This is a genomic window from Sulfuriferula nivalis (genome assembly GCF_009937995.1).
In the GTDB taxonomy this organism is placed as follows: domain Bacteria; phylum Pseudomonadota; class Gammaproteobacteria; order Burkholderiales; family Sulfuriferulaceae; genus Sulfuriferula; species Sulfuriferula nivalis.
On the sequence record NZ_AP021881.1, the window covers coordinates 2,911,640 to 2,932,376 of the forward strand.

General features: G+C 50.3%; 20 protein-coding genes. 9 read left to right on the forward strand and 11 right to left on the reverse strand.

What is annotated here, in order from left to right:
* Positions 1–55: 55 nt before the first annotated feature.
* Complete coding sequence (locus SFSGTM_RS14270) at positions 56–763, forward strand: ComF family protein (RefSeq protein ID WP_162085749.1); 708 nt, start codon at positions 56–58, stop codon at positions 761–763.
* 2 nt (positions 764–765) lie between these two features.
* Here SFSGTM_RS14270 and SFSGTM_RS14275 read toward each other — a convergent pair whose 3' ends face one another.
* The 6 genes from SFSGTM_RS14275 to argH all read right to left on the reverse strand — a co-directional run bounded on the left by SFSGTM_RS14275 (position 766) and on the right by argH (position 9,820).
* Positions 766–2,136 carry a sensor histidine kinase gene (locus SFSGTM_RS14275; RefSeq protein WP_162085750.1) on the reverse strand — a complete coding sequence of 457 codons (1,371 nt, stop codon included), beginning with the start codon at positions 2,134–2,136 and terminating at the stop codon, positions 766–768.
* Positions 2,123–2,809 (reverse strand): response regulator, encoded by a 687-nt coding sequence (locus SFSGTM_RS14280; RefSeq protein WP_162085751.1) that lies wholly within the window; start codon positions 2,807–2,809, stop codon positions 2,123–2,125. Before SFSGTM_RS14280 ends, SFSGTM_RS14275 begins: the two co-directional genes overlap by 14 nt.
* Entirely contained in the window at positions 2,810–5,899 is a 3,090-nt protein-coding gene (locus SFSGTM_RS14285) for an efflux RND transporter permease subunit (protein WP_162085752.1), read from the reverse strand.
* Between the two features lie 10 nt (positions 5,900–5,909).
* On the reverse strand, positions 5,910–7,058 hold the full coding sequence (locus SFSGTM_RS14290) for an efflux RND transporter periplasmic adaptor subunit (protein ID WP_232525988.1): 1,149 nt from the start codon (positions 7,056–7,058) through the stop codon (positions 5,910–5,912).
* 6 nt (positions 7,059–7,064) lie between these two features.
* Positions 7,065–8,330, reverse strand: a complete 1,266-nt coding sequence (locus SFSGTM_RS14295; protein ID WP_162085753.1) for a TolC family protein — start codon at positions 8,328–8,330, stop codon at positions 7,065–7,067.
* Positions 8,331–8,434: 104 nt separating this feature from the next.
* A complete protein-coding gene (argH, locus tag SFSGTM_RS14300) occupies positions 8,435–9,820 on the reverse strand; it encodes an argininosuccinate lyase (protein ID WP_162085754.1) in 1,386 nt (461 codons plus the stop codon).
* Positions 9,821–9,868: 48 nt separating this feature from the next.
* Between argH and SFSGTM_RS14305 the strand changes: the two genes are divergently transcribed.
* The 3 genes from SFSGTM_RS14305 to SFSGTM_RS14315 all read left to right on the forward strand — a co-directional run bounded on the left by SFSGTM_RS14305 (position 9,869) and on the right by SFSGTM_RS14315 (position 12,211).
* A complete protein-coding gene (locus tag SFSGTM_RS14305; RefSeq protein WP_232525989.1) occupies positions 9,869–10,879 on the forward strand; it encodes a sensor histidine kinase in 1,011 nt (336 codons plus the stop codon).
* Positions 10,876–11,622, forward strand: coding sequence for a LytR/AlgR family response regulator transcription factor (locus SFSGTM_RS14310; protein WP_162085755.1), 747 nt, complete (start codon positions 10,876–10,878; stop codon positions 11,620–11,622). Before SFSGTM_RS14305 ends, SFSGTM_RS14310 begins: the two co-directional genes overlap by 4 nt.
* Before the next feature lie 133 nt (positions 11,623–11,755).
* Positions 11,756–12,211, forward strand: a complete 456-nt coding sequence (locus tag SFSGTM_RS14315; RefSeq protein ID WP_162085756.1) for a DsrE family protein — start codon at positions 11,756–11,758, stop codon at positions 12,209–12,211.
* 69 nt (positions 12,212–12,280) lie between these two features.
* On the opposite strand, the gene cynS is transcribed toward SFSGTM_RS14315, so the two are convergent.
* The 4 genes from cynS to SFSGTM_RS14335 are packed head-to-tail and all read right to left on the reverse strand — an operon-like array spanning position 12,281 to position 15,868.
* Complete coding sequence (cynS, locus tag SFSGTM_RS14320; protein WP_162085757.1) at positions 12,281–12,724, reverse strand: cyanase; 444 nt, start codon at positions 12,722–12,724, stop codon at positions 12,281–12,283.
* A gap of 24 nt (positions 12,725–12,748) precedes the next feature.
* Entirely contained in the window at positions 12,749–13,663 is a 915-nt protein-coding gene (locus SFSGTM_RS14325) for an ABC transporter ATP-binding protein (RefSeq protein ID WP_162085758.1), read from the reverse strand.
* A gap of 10 nt (positions 13,664–13,673) precedes the next feature.
* Entirely contained in the window at positions 13,674–14,516 is an 843-nt protein-coding gene (ntrB, locus tag SFSGTM_RS14330) for a nitrate ABC transporter permease (RefSeq protein ID WP_162085759.1), read from the reverse strand.
* A gap of 2 nt (positions 14,517–14,518) precedes the next feature.
* The gene (locus SFSGTM_RS14335; RefSeq protein ID WP_162085760.1) at positions 14,519–15,868 is read right to left on the reverse strand and encodes a CmpA/NrtA family ABC transporter substrate-binding protein; all 1,350 of its coding nucleotides are present in this window, start codon (positions 15,866–15,868) and stop codon (positions 14,519–14,521) included.
* 187 nt (positions 15,869–16,055) lie between these two features.
* Here SFSGTM_RS14335 and SFSGTM_RS14340 point away from each other — a divergent pair, with 187 nt between their 5' ends.
* The 5 genes from SFSGTM_RS14340 (at position 16,056) to SFSGTM_RS14360 (ending at position 20,192) form a co-directional block, all read left to right on the forward strand.
* Positions 16,056–17,639 (forward strand): sigma-54 interaction domain-containing protein, encoded by a 1,584-nt coding sequence (locus SFSGTM_RS14340; RefSeq protein WP_162085761.1) that lies wholly within the window; start codon positions 16,056–16,058, stop codon positions 17,637–17,639.
* Positions 17,640–17,841: 202 nt separating this feature from the next.
* Positions 17,842–18,384: an OsmC family protein gene (locus tag SFSGTM_RS14345; protein ID WP_162085762.1), complete on the forward strand. Its 543-nt coding sequence runs from the start codon at positions 17,842–17,844 to the stop codon at positions 18,382–18,384.
* Positions 18,385–18,441: 57 nt separating this feature from the next.
* Entirely contained in the window at positions 18,442–19,593 is a 1,152-nt protein-coding gene (locus SFSGTM_RS14350; protein WP_198420566.1) for an acyl-CoA dehydrogenase family protein, read from the forward strand.
* Positions 19,594–19,614: 21 nt separating this feature from the next.
* On the forward strand, positions 19,615–20,007 hold the full coding sequence (locus tag SFSGTM_RS14355; protein ID WP_162085763.1) for a DUF302 domain-containing protein: 393 nt from the start codon (positions 19,615–19,617) through the stop codon (positions 20,005–20,007).
* Complete coding sequence (locus SFSGTM_RS14360) at positions 20,004–20,192, forward strand: rubredoxin (protein ID WP_162085764.1); 189 nt, start codon at positions 20,004–20,006, stop codon at positions 20,190–20,192. The genes SFSGTM_RS14355 and SFSGTM_RS14360 overlap by 4 nt, the downstream gene beginning before the upstream one ends.
* Before the next feature lie 42 nt (positions 20,193–20,234).
* On the opposite strand, the gene SFSGTM_RS14365 is transcribed toward SFSGTM_RS14360, so the two are convergent.
* Positions 20,235–20,711 (reverse strand): thioredoxin family protein, encoded by a 477-nt coding sequence (locus tag SFSGTM_RS14365; protein WP_162085765.1) that lies wholly within the window; start codon positions 20,709–20,711, stop codon positions 20,235–20,237.
* Between the last annotated feature and the right edge of the window lie 26 nt (positions 20,712–20,737).

Sequence of the window (20,737 nt, forward strand, 5' to 3'; positions counted from 1 at the left end):
GTACTCAGATACAATAAATATCTAATTTTGTGGGATTTGCATGAGATAGTCAATTTTGAATAGCACGGCATTAAACATCTGCTTAAATTTTGCACAAAGCCTGTTTCCGCAGAACTGCTATTTATGTGGTGCACTGGCAGGACTGTACCCTGTATGCGCCGACTGTCGCGCTGATTTAACGCTGCACTCAACTGCCGCTTGCCCGATTTGCGCCTACCCTACAGCACAGGGTGAAATATGCGGCCAGTGTTTACGTCGACCGCCCGCTTACCAACGCACTCTCGCAGGCTATCGTTATGAATTTCCGACCAACAAACTAATCCATGGCCTGAAATATCAGCACCAATTCGCATTAGTCGACACACTCATCGCACCGTTGCTCGAATCAGCGCAGGCAACCCCAAGTCCCGACGCGCTGCTTGCTATGCCGCTACACCCGCAACGCTTACGTGAACGTGGTTACAATCAGGCGCAACTACTTGCTGCCGCACTCAGTCGCCAATTGCATATCCCATTATTAACACTCGCTGCAGAACGCAGCCGTAACACTCGACCTCAAACTGGCCTGCCTCTCACTGAACGGCATGCAAACATCAAAAACGCATTTACTACCGATGCGCAGCAAGTCACTGGCAAACATATAGCCATCATCGACGACGTAATGACCAGCGGCAGCACACTGAACAGCCTTGCCCACAGTTTGAAATCAGCAGGGGCAAGTGAAGTCAGTTGCTGGGTGGTTACACGTGCGGTGCTTAAATAATCCTAGGTAACCACTGGCGAAAAACGCACTACCATCCGCGTTCCGCGCCCTAGTTCTGGCGTCAGGATTTCCAGCGTTGCGCCATGTAACTTGGCGATCTCATCAACGATAGCCAAGCCTAAACCGCAGCCATTACCAGGACTGCCATCGACACGATAAAAACGTTCTAACACTCGCCGCCTTAAAGACTCAGGAATTCCCAATCCGTTATCTTCTACCTCCAGCACGGCACCGGCAGCAGTTTGATAACAGCGCACGGTAATATAGCCATTTTCCAGGGTGTAGCGTATGGCGTTATCAAGCAAATTAGTAATAAGCTCCGTTAACAACAATTTGTCGCCTGTTACCACCGTTTCCGACAACTCAAAACCCAGATCAAGTTTCTTGACCTGCGCCCGAACCAGCATTAACCCGATCAAAGGCTCTACCAGTTGCGCCAAATCAAGACGTTGCATGCTGACCAAATGCATAGCACCCGGCTCTACCCGGGCAAGTGTAAGCAGCTGATTGGCAAGATGAGTAGCACGTTGGGTCGCATCCAGTAACTGAGTAAAAATAGCATGCACATCTGCTGGCATATCCATACGCAGCGCGAGTTCCACCTGGGTTTGCAGACCTGCCAGCGGCGTGCGCAACTGGTGAGCTGCATTGGCCAAAAAACGTTGTTGCCCATCAATGGCCGCCTCGAGATTAGACAGCAAGTTATTCAAGGCATGTACTACCGGAAGCACCTCTATAGGCACATTAGATTCTGGCACTGCGCGCAAATCATTGAGCGAACGTCGGGTAATCTCATTTTTTAATTTCTGTAACGGCACTAATCCGCGACTGATACCAAAACCAACCAAAACCACGGCCGCCAGCGTAATAATGATGGAAGGCAAAATCATAATCAGCAAAGTTTCATATAAATTGCGATCACGCTTGGTCAAGGTCTCTGCGATCTGGACTATCACATCATCATCACTGCCATCAAGCGTAAGCCGTATCGCCGCCACACGAATATCCCTGCCTTTAAACTTGGCAGAATAGAACTGTGGTTTGTATCCGACGTTAGATGGCACACTCAAATTGAGTGTGCCCGTATACAGCTTGTTCGTTGGCGAGACCACCTGATAGTAGACGCTGTCATAAGCATCGGTAAATAATGAATGCAAAGACTCGGGTGACAAGGTGATGATGGGCGGCGCACCCTTTTGCAGTTGTATATGCTGACTCAGCACTTGTATGGGATCCAACAAGGCTTTATCGAATGCGCTAGTCGCTGACTTGTCGGCCACATAAAACGCCCCTACCGAGGCGAGCGTCAACAAGCTCAACAACGGTATGAGCAGCCAGGTCAGCAGCGATTTTTTAAGGCTAGGCACTCGCATGCTGCGTATTTTCAGATTCCAGCAAATAGCCAAAGCCACGGATCGTGCGTATGAACACACCAGCAGGATCCAGCTTGCTACGCAGTCGGGACATATACACTTCGATCGCATTAGGGCTTATCGATTCATCCCAGCTGCAAACTGCCTGCAGTATCTTTTCCTTGCTGAGCACCTGCCCTTGACGCATCAGCAAATACTCCAGTATTCCCCATTCCCGCGCGGTCAAATTCAGCGGGGTTTCACCCAGCCATGCCCGATGTGACAAGGTATCCAGCATCAGCGTGCCGCAGTTAAGTTGTGGGCTGTTGACCTGCGTACCACGCCGCACCAGAGCACGTAATCGGGCTTCAAATTCACTCAAGGCAAAGGGCTTAATCATATAATCATCCGCACCCAGATCCAGACCACGCACTCTGTCGTTGACTGCATCTCGCGCTGTTAAAATCAGCACCGGACAGGTTTGTCCCCGAGTACGCATATGTTTAAGCACAGTAAAGCCATCGATACCCGGCAAACCAATATCCAGCACCACCAGATCATACGTTTCTGCAGTCAAGGCCAGATCGGCGCGTTCTCCACTGTTAACACGATCGACCGCATAACCCGTTTGATCCAGAGCGCGAACCAGTCCCGCAGCCAACAAATCATCATCTTCAACTATTAATACTCGCATTTATTCCTCACTCGGTTTAGGTGACGTTGCATTCCGCTGAAATACCAACGGCAGAAGTAGCAATGTAAACAAAGTGGCAGAAACGATACCACCGACGATAACCACGGCAAAAGGACGCTGTGTTTCCGAGCCTATGCCATGTGAAAGTGCAGCTGGCAGCAGGCCCAGGCCCGCCATCAACGCTGTCATCAAAATAGGGCGTAACCGCTGTACAGCACCTTCCATCACAGCGGTACGCATGTCTGCACCATTACGCAACAGATCAATAATCTGCTCCATCATGATCACACCATTTTGCACAGAAATACCCGCTACTGCGATAAACCCTACCGCTGCTGATACGGACAAATGCAAGCCTGCCAGACCCAGACCGGCAATACCGCCTATCAAAGTAAACGGCACCATCATCAGCACCATACTGGCCAGACGCATGGATCTGAACGCCCAGAATAACAGCGCAAATATCATAAACAGACTAATCGGCACAATGACCTTTAGCCGCTTCATGGCGCGTTGCTGGTTCTCGAATTGCCCACCCCAGGTAATGCTATATCCGGGCGGCAATACAACTTGCTCCTTCACTTTCTGTTGCGCTTCAGCCACGAAACCGCCCTGGTCGCGCCCCAGTATGTTGGATTTTATCGACACATTGCGCCCACCGCCCTCGCGACTAATTCGGGAAGCGCCCTGCTTGACGCCAATACGCGCAATATCACCTAACGCGACAGTTCCTGCACCATTAGGTAATGCCACTTGCAAATTGGCTACGTCATCAACCGCTTCACGATAATCTTTTTCCATACGTAAGGTGACATCAAATCGACGTTCGCCTTCATAAAAATCATTCACCACCAGTCCACCCAGTGCAGTTTGAATCACGCTATTGGCATCAGCCACATTAATGCCCAGACGTCCCATTTTGGCTCTGTCCAACACAATATTCAGCTCGGTCTGCCCACCTACCTGTATCGCCGCTACGTCAGTCGCACCCGGCACTTTGCTAAGTATCGAAGCGATCTGGTCGGCTTTATCCTGCAGAATTTCCAGGTCAGGGCCGAACACCTTGACCGAAATCTCACCCTTCACCCCGGACATCGCTTCTTCAACGTTATCCTGTATGACCTGAGAGAAGTTAGTCGGCAAGCCAGGAATAGACTTCAGCTTAGCCGTCATGCTTGCGATCAAGTCCTCTTTGGTCGCAAAACGCCAGGTATCGTGTGGGTTCAAGTCCGCCAGTATTTCCATATTGTTCGGCCCTTTAGGATCAGTCCCGTCATCCGGTCGGCCAACCTGGGTAATAATATTGCCTACTTCAGGGTAGCTGCGCAGTATGGCACGCACCTGCCGCTCGACTTCCTTAGTTTTATCCAGTGCAGTTTGCGGTGGCAAGCTGATGGTCAGCCAGATATTACCCTCATCCAGCTTAGGCAAAAACTCGCTACCCAGCATCGGCGCACCTGCCAACGCCACCACCAGTAACGCGATCGAACCTGCCAGTATCATCTTGTAACGATCAGCAGCCCAGATTAGCAGTCCACGATATCGTTTTTGCAGCCCATGCATCCAGTTGGAATGTTTCTCTTCCATCCCCGGCTTTTTCAACGTAAATGACAATAGCGTCGGTATCAGCGTCAACGTTAATATCAGCGCGCCTAACAAGGCAAAACTCAGGGTTAAAGCGACAGGGGTAAAGATTTTCCCTTCCACACGCTGAAACGTGAAAATAGGCAGAAACGCCAGAATAATAATAGCTTTGGAAAACAGGATGGGGTGACCGAGTTCAATAGCTGTTTGCTTGAGTGCATGAGTACGCCAACTCAGCGTATTGTGTGCAGGATTGGATGCGCCCATCGCCAGACGCACCATCAGCGCCTCAACCAGCACCACAGCACTATCGATGATAATACCGAAGTCGACTGCACCCAGCGAAATCAGATTCGCTGACACACCCCGCGCATCCATCAGCGTAAAGGCAAACAGCAAGGCTAATGGAATTATGGATGCAACTATCAGCGCCGCACGCCAGTTACGCAGGAACACGATCAATATGGTAATGACCAGCACTGCGCCCATGATAAGGTTTTCAGTCACGGTATGCACAGTGTGCTTAATCAGCTCAGTACGGTCGTAAATGGTATGCAGCTTCACGCCTGGAGGCAATTTGGCACTAATCTCAGCTATCTTGAGTTTTAGTTCTGCAACCACCTTGGCCGCATTTTGCGCCTTGACCATTTGTACTGTGCCTTCAACCACGTTATCCTGATTGTTGAAAGCAACCACACCTGAACGTGGACGTGCGCCTATAACCACTTCACCGATATCGCCCACCTGCACCGTTTTACCATCTTTAGCCAGCACCACCACATGGGCAATGTCATCCAGACTGGTAAACAAGCCTTGACCGCGAACCACCAGTGATTCATCACCACGCCGCATCAATCCACCGCCAACGTTGGCACTATTGACGCTCAAAGCACTTGCGACCTGATCCAGCGTCACCCCGAACTTTTTCAACAAATATGGATTGGCATTTACCTGATACTCACGAATCACACCACCGAAACTCACGACATCCGCGACACCTTTCACCATGCGCAACGCAGGACGAATCTGCCAGTCCTGAATAGCACGAATTTCTGACAGTGGCATATCGGCAGGTGCTTCAACCACATAGCGGAAAACCTCGCCTACTGCGGTGGATAATGGTGCCAGACTAGGCTGTATATTGGGAGGCAGCGTCACACCCTGCAATTTTTCCAATACCTGCTGACGTGCGAAATAATCATCAGTATGGTCAGCAAAGGTTAGCGTGACGATAGATAAGCCTGTCATCGACACTGAACGCAACTGGGTAATATGCGCAACCCCGCTCATTTCACGTTCTATCGGCAGGGTAATGGAGCGTTCCACTTCCTCAGGCGCCTGACCAATGGCTTGGGTCACCACCTGAACCTGCACGTCCTGCACATCTGGGAAAGCTTCTATCGGTAAATTATCCAGCGCATTAATCCCCAGCAACACCAGTGCAAAGGTGAGGATGAGTATAAAAACGCGCTGCTGTAAGGCAAAAGTAATGAGTTTATCTAACATTATCGCCTCGTTATTTAGCCGTATCGAGTTCGGAATTAAGCAACAATGCGCCTGAAGTGACGACTTTATCTTGAGCAGTCAGACCCTCAGCGGCATAGCTGTAATCACGATATTGCACTACCAGTGGTATGCGACGTTTTTTCAACACTCCCGGTGCGATTTCTACAAACACATAGCTGTATAAGCCATTGCTGACTATTGCCCCATTCGGAATGCGGAATGCGTTTTCGTCAGCTTCGGCCAGCAAAGTCACTTTGGCGTACATCTCGGGTTTAAGCAGATTTTTGCTGTTATCCACCGAACAACGTACGGTGATACGACGAGTGACGGGATCCAGCGCAGGCGCGATTTTCTCGATACGTCCGGCGAAATGCTGATCAGGGTAAGCATCCACGCTAATGCTGACAGGGTGCCCCACTTCGGCTTTAGCCAGCAAAGATTCAGGCAAATCTATCGTCACCCATACCTTGGCTGGGTTGGTAATGATAAACAAAGGGTCAGGCAAATCTGGACGGACTTCTTCGCCTGGATTAAGTTGACGTTGCGCCACTACGCCACTGATAGGACTACGCAAAGCATAACCTTCAGCGGCATTGTTTATTCCCTGTGGCGCCAGATTTTTCAGGCGTAATATTGCGCGACGTGACTCAGCAGTAGCGGCAGCATAGTCAGATTGCGCAGACTCCAAATCCTTGCGTGCAATTGCTTCGCCTTGATACAAGGTTTTGGCGCGACTCAAGTTCAATTGTTTAAGTCGCGCATCCGCATTAGCTTTTTCCACATCAGCAATAGCATTCCCCAAATCGGGGGAGTCCATGACAAATAAAGTTTGACCCGCTTTTACCTCATCACCCAACTGCGCTTTAATATTTAATACCCGCCCACTGATAGGCGAGTTAATCCGTGTAGTGACATCCTCGTCATAGGTCACTTTTGCATTCAATGGATCCGCAAGCGGCACAGGTAATTGTGGCAAAGTTTCACTATGAATAGCAGCCAATTGCGGCGCACCCGCCGGGTAGCGCAATTCATCAGCAGGCGTGGTTGACACAGTTACTGGCTTGGCAACAGGCTTGGCAGCACCGCCACCAAATTCGTAGTAGGCGCCCACTAACCCAACAGCGATTAAAGCAATAATAAGTGCAGTCTTTTTCATCATCCGTTCCTAATTCTGTGTAGTCAATGTTTGCCAGCTATGTTGAGCGCGGGCGTAATCCGATTGTGCGCCGAGGGCTTCAAGCTGGATGGCGCGCCAGGTGCGACGAGCATCGAGCAAATCAACTGCCGAGATTGCGCCGTTGGCAAAACCAAATTCCGCCGCGTCCATGGCACGACGCGCTGATGGCAACAAATCTGTCTGATAACGCAGCAAGCGTGCCTGGCTGCTGGATAATAGTGCTTGTGCGCGCTGTAACTCACCTGTTGCCAGCGCCTGCGTCTTGGCCAGATTATCTTCCGCGGCACTCAGCGCAACTTCAGCATTGCGGATATCGCCTTCATAATTATTGCCTAGCAGCAACGGGAAACTGATACCCAAACCCATAGTGTTATCGGTTTGCCCTGGGTAATGCTCGGCTTGTAAACCCACAGAAATATCGCGGGTACGCTGTGAGCGCGCCAGCTCCTTATACTGGCGTGCAGCTTCCACGCGTGCCTGCGCAGCCTGTACATCGGCGCGACGATTAATAATAGCGGTGAGGTCAACAGGTGTAAGTGTAGATGCAGGTTGCGGCCAGTCTGATACCACGCTGATAGCGCTGGCACTGCCATCCAGACCCAGCATATAAGCCAGGGCTATGCGTGCGTTACTGGCATCCGCCACAGCTTGTTCCGCATCGTTCTGCGCGCGTAATGTATCCACACGGATATTAGCAACCTCTGAAGCCGCAATATCGCCAGCCGCCAAACGTAGTTCAGCTTTCTTTTGCCCCTGCAGCGCCAAATTTGCCGCATCCGCAGTCAGCTTTATTTTTCCCTGCGCGTAGGCCACATCGTAAAATGCGTTATACAAAGCAATAAGCTGCTGGCGTTGAGCATCAGCCAGATCGGCAGTGCTAGCGGTCGTAAGTGCCTGTGCAGTTTTAATACGCAAATCTCGCTTGTCGCCACGTTCTATGACCTGATCTACACGCAAAATGGTATCGATTTGCTTATCTGACCAGCTCCCAGCACCAAAATTATGCGGATTAATGCTGGTGGTATTTAATGAAATTTGCGGATTAGGTCGCGCAGCCGCACTCAGCTCGGTAGCTTGTGCGGCTTCTACATTGCGTTGCGCTGCCAGCAAATCACGGCTATGTACCAGCATCAGCGCTTGCGCTTGCGCCAATGTGAGTGCAGCAGGGCTTACTGCCACGGCCGCTGGCGCAGCATAAGCACCTATCGGCGTAGCGAACAATAAAAAGAGGGATAAGGCAAAACGTGTTTTCAAAACCACTCCCAATATGGGCAAAAAAACACATCATGCCAGATTTATCTGACAGAAAACTTACTTCAATATGACAATTTGCTTACTGTTGTATTTTAGCTAATCACTCACAGCTGGGCACGACCTCGCGCAACTGCAGCACGCACTTGCGCAGGCGCAGTGCCGCCGATGTGATTACGGCTATTCATTGAACCCTCCAATGACAGCACCTCGTAGATATCATCAGCTATCAGGCTGGAGAATTGCTGCAAACTGACCAGTGGCAAATCCGCCAAATCACAGCCTTGTGTTTCAGCATGACGCACGGCTAGCGCAACGGCTTCATGGGCATCACGGAACGGCAGGCCTTTTTTGACCAGATAATCCGCCAGATCGGTGGCCGTGGCATAGCCTTGCAACGCTGCATTGCGCATCGCTTCAGGCTTGACGCGTATGCCTGGCAGCATTTCCGCAACGATGGCAAGCGTATCGATCAGGGTATCAACGGTGTCGAACAATGGCTCCTTGTCTTCCTGATTATCCTTGTTGTACGCTAGCGGTTGACCTTTCATCAAAGTCAGCAACCCAACCAGATGACCATTGATGCGACCTGTTTTGCCACGAATGAGCTCAGGTACATCCGGATTTTTCTTTTGCGGCATGATGGACGAACCGGTACAGAAACGATCAGCCAGATCAATGAAACCAAAACGCGGATTCATCCACAAGATCAGCTCTTCCGACATGCGCGAAAAATGCGTCATGATCAGACTGGCGCAGGCGGTGAATTCTATGGCGAAATCACGGTCGGACACGGCATCCAGCGAGTTTTCACATACACCGTCAAAACCCAGTTCACGCGCTACCATTTCACGGTCTATTGGGTAACTCGTACCTGCCAATGCAGCCGCACCCAGCGGCAGGCGATTAACCCGACGACGACAATCCGTCAGACGTTCGGCATCACGCTTGAGCATTTCAAAATACGCCAGCAAGTGGTGCCCGAACGAAACTGGCTGCGCGACTTGTAAATGGGTGAAACCTGGCATCACCGTATCGGCATGCGTTTCAGCCAGATCTAATAACGCAGTCTGAGCTGCCCGAATAAGCTGCAAAATGCCATCTATGTTATGACGCAAATACAAACGGATATCCGTTGCCACCTGATCATTACGTGAGCGGCCGGTATGCAAGCGCTTACCTGCATCGCCCACTTTGGTAGTAAGCGCTTTTTCAATATTGAGATGCACATCTTCCAGATCCAGCAGCCACTCAAACTGACCTGCATGGATGTCAGCCAGTATTTCACTCATGCCGCGCTGTATATCAGCCAAATCCTGCTGGCTGATAATAGCCTGATGTGCGAGCATGTTGGCGTGGGCAAGCGATCCTTGTATATCAAATTCAGCTAAACGATAATCAAAGCTGATGGATGCGGTATAGCGCTTAACACGCTCTGAAACAGGCTCAGTAAAGCGACCAGACCAGAGTTGCGGCGTAACAGAATTAGACATGACAATAACCTGATAATATAACGTTGAGATGAAGAGAATAAGCGCACGATGACTATGCCTAGCACCACTGACTATCCTGACCGGTTACCCGATTTCTGCAATCTGGGCATCATGATGCGTATTTTACTCGGAGTCGAGGCTTTAGTGTGGATAACTGCGTGGTTACAAACCCCACACCTATCCGAAATGATACGTTTATTTGTTGGCTATTCGTTGGTAGTGCAACCCGCATTGCTGTTTACTTTAGCCATATTATGCCTGACCGGTAAACCGTTGCGACGCCAGCCTTATCCTCAAGGTGTGGCCATCAGTGTATTCATCGCATTATTCACAACCGCCCTGATTATGAACGGCTTGAGCAATTTACTGCTGGATAGCCACATCGCTATGACCTGGCGGGACGCATGCAATGTCATCGGTATCAGCGCGATCATATTGAAGTATTTCAATCTGCGTGGACGCGCACTTTCACCCGCACTCACCGAAGCCAGATTGCAAGCCTTGCAGGCACGCATACGCCCTCATTTTTTATTCAACAGCCTGAACGCCGTACTCAGCCTGATGCGCAGCGAACCCCGTCGCGCCGAACGTGCACTGGAAGATCTGGCAGATTTATTTCGTGTAGTCATGGCCGACAACCGCCAGCTCAGCACTTTGAAACGCGAAGTCGAAATCAGCCGTCAATATCTAGAATTAGAGGGCTTGCGCTTAGGTGACCGACTGCGGGTGGTATGGCATATCGACAAAGCGCCAAGCAATGCACTGCTGCCACCGCTAGTACTGCAACCGCTGCTGGAAAATGCGGTATATCACGGCATCGAACCAGCATTAGAGCCAGGCGAAATCAGCGTCAATATCTATCGCAATGCCAATCAAATGCATATCATCATCCGCAACCCATACAAAAAAACAGGCGACCATCATTCAGGTAACAAGATGGCATTGGGCAATATTAAAAGCCGGCTCATGCTGCATTACGACGTAGAAGCCAGCTTGCAAACTCAGGTACAGCAAGACTACTATCAAATCCACATTACCTTGCCTTATCAAATCTCATGACTCAGCCATTACGCATTCTCATCGTTGACGACGAAGCTCCAGCGCGTAACCGCCTGCGCGACGTGCTAACTGACTGCGCAGTCCAATTGCCCCTGACTATCGTCGGCGAAGCGGAAAATGGCGTACAAGCATTGCAACTGCTGGCACAAACACAAGTTGACGTAGTCTTGCTGGACATCCACATGCCCGGTATGGATGGCATGGCACTCGCACAACATCTGGCGCAACGCGAACACCCTGTCGCTGTGATCTTCACCACGGCCTATGATGCGCATGCATTGCAAGCCTTTGAACTCAACGCACGTGACTACCTGCTTAAACCTGTACGTGCAGAACGACTATTGGCCGCGCTACGCAAAGTGATCGCCACCACACCCACAAAAACGCCACCAAAACGGCAGTACCTCAGCGCCACCGAACGCGGCCGCGTCTTGCTCGTCCCCATCGACGAAGTTATCTGCTTACGCGCCGAGCAAAAATACGTCGCCGCGCGTACCGCCAAACATACTTATCTCATCGAAGACAGCCTCACCAGCCTGGAACAATCCTTCCCTGATTATTTTGTACGCATACACCGCAACACACTTATTGCAAAATCAGCCATTGCCGGGTTTGTCCTCAAAGATCAGGGTGACGGTGAACACAGCGGCTGGTTCGTTTTATTAAAAGACAGCGACGAAGCGCTGCCCGTCAGCCGCCGCCAGTACTCGGTGGTAAAACAATTTAAACAAGGCGAAGCATAACGATCAAAGTGCTCGCACAGTTTTTCCAGTAAGCAAAAAACAGTGACTTGAAATATACTATGCCGCCTTCATACGAAGGCAAACATAAACAGCAGGCGAAGACCTAACTATTTTTATAACAACGGAGCAACACATGATCAACATTACCAAAAAAGCCTTTCCCATATTAGCCAGCCTGTTATTAACCGCAGGCGCAGCTCACGCTGACTACGTTAAACCCGATATCACCCATGCGCCTTATGGACATCAGCAAGTGGTTTATCAAATCAATGGTGGCGATGCAAAATTGCAGTTCCACGCACTCAAAAATGTGTTGAATCATGTCACCACAGTAGAAGACATTGATGCTGTCATCGTGGTGCATGGTGAAGGCATATCGTTGTTAACGACAAAAGACCCTGAAATCACAGGTATGCTGGATAAGCTGCGCGAGAAGCACGTCAAAATTGACGTATGCAATAACACGCTTAAAGGTAAGAATCTGGACTGGCATGAGCTATATCATGTTGAAGAATCCGATATCGTGCCATCAGGCGTAGCTGAAGTTGGCTACCTGCAATCGCAACATTATGCCTACGTCAAACCTTGAAATAACGAATCTCGACCAAGCTGAACTTTTGCGCAACACCTGTCGTTGTTGCGCAAAAGTAAAAGCACATCAATACGTTTTGTAGGGTAAGAATTTACCATTCAACACTATCTTTACCCGGTCACCTTTAGGATCGGCTACACGAGAAATGTCCATGCTGAAATCAATTGCGCTCATGATGCCGTCGCCAAATTCCTCATGGATCAGCGCCTTGATAGAAGTACCATACACATTGATCAGCTCGTAAAAACGGTATATCAATGGATCAGTTGGTACAGCCGATGGCAAGGAACCTTTGTAAGGCACGACTTGCAACGCTGCAATCGCTTCGGCTGGCAAATCCAGCATTTTGCCTATAATCGTCGCCTGCTCCACATCCAGCGTCATTTGCCCAAGCAAGGCGGCCGTTGTCCACTCTTTACTTAAACCAATTGCTTTGCCGAGGTCATCCCATTTCAGCCCTTTGGCAATTTTGGCAACCAGTATCAAATCAGTTACATCGGTACGTTTCATGGTAGTTCCTTTCAGTTGATAGCATTAATTAACAAGATGAATAGCAGCCTGCTTGAGCGGACGCGGTGTTGCATCAGCATCCTCATCCATTTCACCGGGTCTGACTTCAGGTGGATTCCGCGGGTCATAATCTGCGTCTGATGTAAGCGCTAGCTCACGCGAACGACTCACCAGGAAATCTACCAGATGGTTACGTATGCGGTAATACTGAGCATCCTTGTGAATATCATTGCGAGTACGGTTGCGTGGCAACGTGTTGACAACTATTTCGGCAATACGCGCACGAGGTCCATTGGTCATAAGAATAATTTTGTCAGAGAGCAAGATCGCTTCGTCTACGTCATGCGTAATCATGAATACAGTTTGCTGAGTAGCGGCGCATATTTTCAGCAACTCATCCTGGATTACGCCACGAGTCAAAGCATCCAGCGCGCCGAATGGCTCATCCAGCAGCAGCATTTTAGGCTGGATGGAAAATGCACGCGCAATACCGACACGCTGTTTCATACCACCCGACAACTCGGATGGCTTCTTGTGCTCGGAACCTGTTAACCCCACCAGATCAATAAATTGCTGGCTATGCTGCTGAATTTTTTCCCTGGACCAGTCTGGCCAGCGCGACTTGACGGCGAATTCAATATTCTTCATCACCGTCAGCCACGGCATTAACGCATGTCCCTGAAACACCACGCCACGATCCAGACTAGGGCCCGACACTTCGCGCCCATCCATAATCACGGTGCCGGCACTGGGACTATCGAGTCCAGCCAACACATTAAGAATAGTCGATTTGCCACAACCAGAGTGCCCGACTATGCAGACGAATTCACCCTTAGCGATGCTGAAATGGATGTTTTCAAATACCGGTACTGGTGTTTTTCCTCGACTAACCGGATAAACCTTACTTAACGCTTCAACTTTCAAAAAATCGGTTTGCATATCTGGCCTCTTAATCGTTATATGCCACTAATCGCGACAACCAGCCGAACACCATGTCCAGCATCATGCCGACGATGCCTATCATGAGTACGGCGAAAATGACGTTGGTGAGACTGAGGTTATTCCATTCATTCCACACAAAATAACCGATACCAGTACCACCCACCAGCATTTCAGCCGCCACGATGACTAGCCAGGCTATGCCCATGGAAATACGCATGCCAGTCAGTATGGTCGGTGCTGCTGCTGGCAATATCACCAGAAAAGCTTTGCGCAACGGGCTGACTTCCAGCGTTTTGGCAACGTTCAGCCAGTCACGTTTGACTGCGGCAACACCGTAGGCAGTATTGATCAGCATAGGCCACAACGAGCAGATGAAGATCACGAAGATCGCCGATGCCGACGAGTCCTTGATGGTATAGAGTGCCAGCGGCATCCACGCCAGCGGTGAGATCGGTTTGAGTATCTGGATGTAGGGATCCAGCGCCCGATGCATGATAGGCGACATCCCAACCACAAACCCCAACGGTATCGCCACCAGTGCAGCAAGCGCAAATCCGGCCAGCACGCGCGTCAGCGAGTAACCAAGCTGAATGCCGATACCCTTGTCGTTAGGACCATGGTCGTAGAACGGATCAGCAAGCTTTTCCCGGAACGTATGTCCCACCTCAAGCGGCGTCGGCATGCCTGACTTTTTAACGGCACCACCACCCATTAATGCAGCGTATTCGGCATCAGCTTGCGACACTGCTACCGTTTTCTGCGGCAGTGTCGCCAGATACCAGCCCATCAACATCACGCCAAAAATCAGCGCAGATAACAGATAAGCACGAAAAGTCAGGGATTTGCTCATGATCAGGCCCTGCTTATCTTAAAGGATTTGAGATATTGCTCAGGCTTAGCCGGATCAAACTCTTTGCCCATGATGGTGTATTTACTGTAGTTGCTGGCTGGCGCCGACAACCCCATTTCCTTCATACGTTTGCGTGCATCTGTGGCGAGGAATACCTGCTCTGCAATTTGCTTGTAATTGACATCGCCTTTCAGATAACCCCAACGCTTCATCTGCGTCAGCATCCATACTGCCATCGACTGCCATGGGAACGGGTCGAAATCAACGCGATCCGGCACATTGCGCACTTTGCCCAGACCATCGGCAAAGTGACCCGTCATGACCTGTTCCAACACCGGAATAGGCTGGTTGAGGTAGTTAGCTGGCGCAATGGCCTTGATGATGTCGTCGCGGTTTTCCGGCTTGTGCGCATATTCGGTCGCACTGGCAATGGCACGGAACAGTGCGGCAAAGGTGTTTGGATAAGCTTTGGTAAACTCATGCGACACACCGAACGCGCAGCATGGGTGACCATCCCAGATATCGCGTGACAGCGTGTGAATAAAGCCGACTTCTTCATATACGGCACGCTGGTTGAACGGCTCAGGTCCAAGGAAACCATCAATATTGCCCGCGCGCAGATTAGCAACCATATCAGGCGGCGCCATGATGCGCAGTTCTACATCCTTGTCTGGGTCTATGCCGTTTTCAGCAAGGAAATAACGCAACAGGAAGTTATGGATGGAGTAATCGAACGGGATACCGAATTTCAGACCCTTCCATTGTTTCGGATCCAGATTGTTTTTGTGCTTGACGTGCATGGTAATGGCTTGACCATTGATATTCTCGATGGCAGCCACGTCGATAGGCTGTGCCTGTGAACCGAGGCCAAGGCTGATTGCCAGCGGCATAGGCGAGAGCATATGCGAAGCGTCATATTCCTTGTTCATAACCTTATCGCGAACCACAGCCCAACCGGCCGTTTTCAGCAGCGATACGTTAAGTCCTTCACGCGAATAGAATCCCATGGGACCGGCCATGATAATAGGGGTGGCGCAAGTAATAGGTACGAAGCCGATTTTCAAGTCAGGCTTTTCCAGCGGGGCGCGGTCAGCGGCCAGTGCTTTTGCTGCCGCCATTGGGAACAGCGTGGAAATAGCAGCGAACGCCGTGCTGGCACCGACAGCACGGATGAAATTGCGGCGAGTTTCGTCATGTGGAAATAACGCGCGCATCACGGTGGTTTCGACCACGCGACCAATGCGGGCATCTTCGTCAAGCTGATGCTCGGTCTGGTTACTATGGCGGCCGCAACTACAGCCCTGGCTGGCAAGTTTGACCTTGGGGTCAAATGGATCGTCAAAAGCTGACATCGTATATCTCCTTAACATTTGATTAACAAAATTTATCTGCTGGGTATCAATTAGCAGCAATCGTGCCAACCTGACAAATTACTGATTTCATAAGGCTTGCAGGCTTATCATATGTTTTCTGATATTTTCCTCGCCCGATTTTTGCTTACATTGTGTAAACAATTTGTTCATGACAGGAGAGGTCAAAATGGATACTGCAAATATTCGAACTGCGCCAGAGACACTGATAGATGAAGAGCTATTAGTAATACGTGAAGCGTCTGCGCTAATGGGCAAGAGCCCAGATCAGCACTATGTCATCCGTGAAATACTGCATTTACTGTCCGAGTTACTGGGTTTAAATCGTGGGCGTGTCGTGCTGCCAGACGCCGAGACCGATATATTACGCATCGCACACGCTTATGGACTGTCGCAAACAGAGATTAAACGCGGTCAATTCTCACCAGGCGAAGGCATTACCGGACGGGTGATGCAGACCGGACAAATGGTAATAATTCAGGATATCGACAGCGAGCCTGAATTCCTGTTTCGCACCGTAGTACGCGATCAGTTACCGCATGAAACAGTATCTTATATTGCCATGCCTATTGAGCAGGGTGGCAAAGTACTCGGCGTACTCGGCGTGCACCGCTTGCGCGACCGTCCACGACCGCTGGCGCGTGACTTGCAGATGTTAAAAATCGCCGCCACCCTGATCGCCCAGGTCATTATGCTTAACCGTTATATACAGGAGCGTACCGCCCGACTGGAAACCGAAAATCGCGAGTTGAAATGGGCGCTAAACAAGAATCCATCCACGCTGGGATCCTTCGGTATCGTCGGCGAATCCATGCCGTTACGGCGTGCGCTAAAGCAAATCGAACAGGTTGCGCAAACCGATGCGACGGTGCTGTTATTAGGTGAATCCGGCACTGGCAAAGAGCTGTTTGCGCGCGCCTTGCACCTTTCCAGTGCGCGCCGGGATTTTCCGTTCATCAAGGTCAATTGTGGTGCAATACCGGAAAACCTGTTTGAATCCGAGTTATTTGGTTATGAAAAAGGCGCCTTTACCGGCGCGACCAGCAGTCGGCCCGGCTATTTCGAGCAGGCTAACAATGGCACCATATTTCTCGATGAAATCGGCGATATGCCGCTGGCGATGCAGGTCAAATTATTGCGGGTGCTGCAGGAAAACACCATACAGCGCGTCGGGGCGCGTCGGGAAGCTGCGATTAATGTGCGCATAGTGACTGCTACCAATCAGGATCTGCAACAGGCAGTCAGTCGCGGCAAATTTCGACTCGATTTATTTTATCGCATCAATGTAATCCCGGTGCGACTGCCGACCTTACAGGAACGCCCCGAAGATATACGTCATCTGGTGCGCTATTACCTGAATCAGATTAATCAAAGTTATCAGCGCAACGTTAATATTGCACCCGATGCGCTCGAGCAACTTGCAGCTTATAGCTGGCCAGGCAATGTGCGGCAATTGCGCAACGTGCTGGAACGACTGGCCTTACTATCTGAAAACCGATTAATCAGTGCAGCCGACGCTGCATCAGTGATTGCCAGCGAAACCATGAATGAAGCATCCACGCACCCAGTTGCTGACATTGAGACGACGCTACCAGGAGGCTTACGCACTTATCAATCGGTACAAACCAGTGATCGTGCGAGCATTATTCAGGCGCTGGCCATAAGTAATGGCAATAAGTCGCGCGCAGCACAACAGCTGGGCATGACCTTACGTCAGCTAAATTATCGTATTCAGCGCCTGGGGATAGACTAAATCCCGGCTCGACCACGACTTGTTATACAAATTGTTAACAATCTGTTCGCTTACAAAACCAAGGAAGGACTGAGCTTTTATTTATTTATTGTTAATAATCATGCAATTATAGTTATTTTTCGATGCTGGCATGGCGTTTGCAATAGTGTCAATGTGTCCAATGGGCCACTTACATTAATTGTCATCGCATAAGGAGCAAATCATGCCAGAAGCAGCCGTACTAAAAATGAATACCGTGTTAACCCCCATCGACAAAGCAGGTCTGGAAGCGCTTGCGGTCAAAGGCAAAGCTAACCCACAGAACGTCGTCACCTTAAAATCCAAAACGGTGTGTGAAGGTAAATTCCGCAATTTAAGCTATGTACGCAACTTGCCAGCACACGTCATTGATGAACCACCTCACTTGTTGGGCGACGATACCGCACCTAACCCATCTGAAGCCGTGCTGGCAACCCTCGGTTCCTGTCTCTCGGTTGGCTTGCATGCCAACGCAGTTGCACGCGGCATTTCACTGACCAAGCTCGAATTAGAACTTGAAGGTGATATCAACGTGACTGCAGTCTGGGGGGTCGGTGATTTATCTGATAGCAAAATCCTTGGCTTTACGGATATCCGCGTCAAAGTGTATTTGGAAGGCGATGCCAGCCAAAGTGAACTGGAAGAATTAGTCGCACACGCCAATCGCTGGTCACCTGTAGCCAACACTATGCGCAACCCCGTAGGTGTGACGGTAGCATTAGCCTGACCCTGTCAGCTGAAAATGGCTGACCTTGCGGCAGCCATGTAAAAACAAGGAGTTATCATGCAAGTTGAAATGTTAAAACCAGTAATGGATACAGAAACGGGTGAATCGTTACCAGGCATGGCTGAGCTAATCCGTACCGAATTGTGTCCACGGGTGGTAAGCATCGATCTCAAGGGTGAGTACCCCCGTGAATTCATGCACAAACTGGGCGCGATTGGCGGTTTCGGTGCTATGGTTGCGCCACAGTTTGGTGGCACTGGTTACGGTCTCAAGAATGCGATACGGATAATCGAAGATGTGTCGCGCGAATGCGTATCTACCGGATTCATGGTGTGGGCACAGTACGCTTGCGCCTGGTATTTGCAGAACAGCAGCAACCTCGCCATCCGCCGCGACGTGCTGCCGCTAATTGCCAAAGGCATAGTGCTAGGCGGTACCGGACAATCCAACGCAATGAAATCCTGCGCGGCTATCGAAGATAACCGCCTGACGGCAAAACGTGTTGACGGTGGTTATCTGGTTAATGGCACGCTACCCTGGGTTTCCAATATTGGCATCGATCACTACTTCCATGTCGGCATTGATGTCGAAAACGAACCTGGACTATTGATAGCACTGGTCAAGGGTGATCATCCGGGGCTTACGCTCAACCAGAATGCCCACTTCATCGCGATGGAAGGCACCAACACCTTCGCCTGCAATTTCAAGGGCGTATTTATTTCCAATGAATCCGTCGTTTCACACCCCAGTGAATTTACCCAATTCAAATCACGCACCAAAGCTGCATTCATCCTGATGCAAATGGGCATGGGGCTAGGACTGATCGATGCGTGTGTGAGTATGATGAAACGCTCCAACAAAACCCACGGCCACGTCAACTGTTTCCTCGACGACCAGGCTGAAACTATCGAAAGTGAATTGTTAGCCGCGCGCGAAGCATGCTATCGTCTAGCCGATAAAATTGACGCTATGCCCGATGCCAATCACGAACGCGAAACGCTGGCACTGCGTCTGGCGGGCGGCGAGATGTCGCTGAAAGCAGCTAACTCCGCCATGTTGCATCTCGGCGCCAAAGGCTATCTGGTCGGAAATGCTGCCCAGCGCCGCGTACGTGAGGCTTATTTTATTGCGATAGTGACGCCCGCTATCAAACACCTGCGCAAAGAATTGCACGATATCGACACTGGCAGCTGCGCCTGCACTGCCTGAATGCTGAAAGGAAGGAAAGCGATGCTCACTTTTACTGTCAATCTGGATGTAGACACAGCCGTGGCCAAGCTCAGCGAAGCTGTGGCGGCCGTGCCGATGGGACTGGTCGCGCATATTAACGGTCAGGCCAATGCCGCCAAGCGCGGCCTGACCGTACCCGCCGACCAGATACTGGAAGTGTTCCGCCCCGATTTTGCGATTCGCGTGTGGCAAGCGGACAAACGCGCCGGGATCGATATCCCGCTGCGCATTCACGTTTACGAAGCCGCAGGCAAGACGCATGTCGCCATGCGTAGCCCGATGGAAGTATTTTTACCTTACGCTAGTGCCGAGCTCGATAAGCTGGCTACCGAACTGACGCCAATTTTTGACAACATACTCGCGTCCCTAACACCTTATAAGGAAGCATCATGAATACCTGTACCGAAGTGGTAACGCAACAATGGATATGCCTGATTTGCGATTTTATTTTCGACGAGACTCTGGGCATGCCTGACGAAGGCGTCCCGCCAGGCACGCGTTTTGAAGATATTCCTGAAAGCTGGGTATGCCCGGATTGCGGCGTAACCAAAAGCGACTTTGAATTAGTCCAGGCGTAATTTATACGTTAAACAGACTCAACATTGAAGCCACCAACGTCTTCAATGTTGATTAGTCTTAGTCACACCTGCATCTATCAACCCATCCAGATAACTGCCGTAATATTCCTCGGGACCTAACCCGACCAGCGGGTCAGCGGCAGCCGTGCCATCTGGCGTGTACACTATTACAGTGGGAGTAAAGCGAGCTTTTTGCGTAGCTGCATACGCTTGCTGTGTCGTCACCGCACCATCGAAGCCTATCAACTTGCTGGCATTATTAATTTCCACACGGCGCATCATTACTTTGTGGGTGTATTCCGGGTTGCGCTGCATAGGGATGAGAAAGTTATTCATCACTCTTTCGCAATAATGACAATCTGGACTGGTAAAAATGATCAGAACAGGCACATGATTTTGGGCAGCAATTCGCCCGTCTTTTTGCAAGTCAGTGGCATAAACAATGGTATCGGTCTTGGCTATCGCTGTATTAACAAATAAAGCCAGGCAGATAATTAAATAAGTGTATGCTTTTTTCATAGGGCAACCTTAAGGTTTGATAGTAG

What these genes read in the sequence shown, in the direction of transcription:
- SFSGTM_RS14275 (WP_162085750.1), bottom strand. Translation starts at nt 2,136, where the DNA reads ATGCGAGTGCCTAGCCTTAAAAAATCGCTGCTGACCTGGCTGCTCATA.
- SFSGTM_RS14280 (WP_162085751.1), bottom strand. Translation starts at nt 2,809, where the DNA reads ATGCGAGTATTAATAGTTGAAGATGATGATTTGTTGGCTGCGGGACTG.
- SFSGTM_RS14285 (WP_162085752.1), bottom strand. Translation starts at nt 5,899, where the DNA reads ATGTTAGATAAACTCATTACTTTTGCCTTACAGCAGCGCGTTTTTATA.
- SFSGTM_RS14290 (WP_232525988.1), bottom strand. Translation starts at nt 7,058, where the DNA reads ATGATGAAAAAGACTGCACTTATTATTGCTTTAATCGCTGTTGGGTTA.
- argH (WP_162085754.1), bottom strand. Translation starts at nt 9,820, where the DNA reads ATGTCTAATTCTGTTACGCCGCAACTCTGGTCTGGTCGCTTTACTGAG.
- SFSGTM_RS14305 (WP_232525989.1), top strand. Translation starts at nt 9,869, where the DNA reads ATGACTATGCCTAGCACCACTGACTATCCTGACCGGTTACCCGATTTC.
- SFSGTM_RS14310 (WP_162085755.1), top strand. Translation starts at nt 10,876, where the DNA reads ATGACTCAGCCATTACGCATTCTCATCGTTGACGACGAAGCTCCAGCG.
- SFSGTM_RS14315 (WP_162085756.1), top strand. Translation starts at nt 11,756, where the DNA reads ATGATCAACATTACCAAAAAAGCCTTTCCCATATTAGCCAGCCTGTTA.
- cynS (WP_162085757.1), bottom strand. Translation starts at nt 12,724, where the DNA reads ATGAAACGTACCGATGTAACTGATTTGATACTGGTTGCCAAAATTGCC.
- SFSGTM_RS14325 (WP_162085758.1), bottom strand. Translation starts at nt 13,663, where the DNA reads ATGCAAACCGATTTTTTGAAAGTTGAAGCGTTAAGTAAGGTTTATCCG.
- ntrB (WP_162085759.1), bottom strand. Translation starts at nt 14,516, where the DNA reads ATGAGCAAATCCCTGACTTTTCGTGCTTATCTGTTATCTGCGCTGATT.
- SFSGTM_RS14335 (WP_162085760.1), bottom strand. Translation starts at nt 15,868, where the DNA reads ATGTCAGCTTTTGACGATCCATTTGACCCCAAGGTCAAACTTGCCAGC.
- SFSGTM_RS14340 (WP_162085761.1), top strand. Translation starts at nt 16,056, where the DNA reads ATGGATACTGCAAATATTCGAACTGCGCCAGAGACACTGATAGATGAA.
- SFSGTM_RS14345 (WP_162085762.1), top strand. Translation starts at nt 17,842, where the DNA reads ATGCCAGAAGCAGCCGTACTAAAAATGAATACCGTGTTAACCCCCATC.
- SFSGTM_RS14350 (WP_198420566.1), top strand. Translation starts at nt 18,442, where the DNA reads ATGCAAGTTGAAATGTTAAAACCAGTAATGGATACAGAAACGGGTGAA.
- SFSGTM_RS14355 (WP_162085763.1), top strand. Translation starts at nt 19,615, where the DNA reads ATGCTCACTTTTACTGTCAATCTGGATGTAGACACAGCCGTGGCCAAG.
- SFSGTM_RS14360 (WP_162085764.1), top strand. Translation starts at nt 20,004, where the DNA reads ATGAATACCTGTACCGAAGTGGTAACGCAACAATGGATATGCCTGATT.
- SFSGTM_RS14365 (WP_162085765.1), bottom strand. Translation starts at nt 20,711, where the DNA reads ATGAAAAAAGCATACACTTATTTAATTATCTGCCTGGCTTTATTTGTT.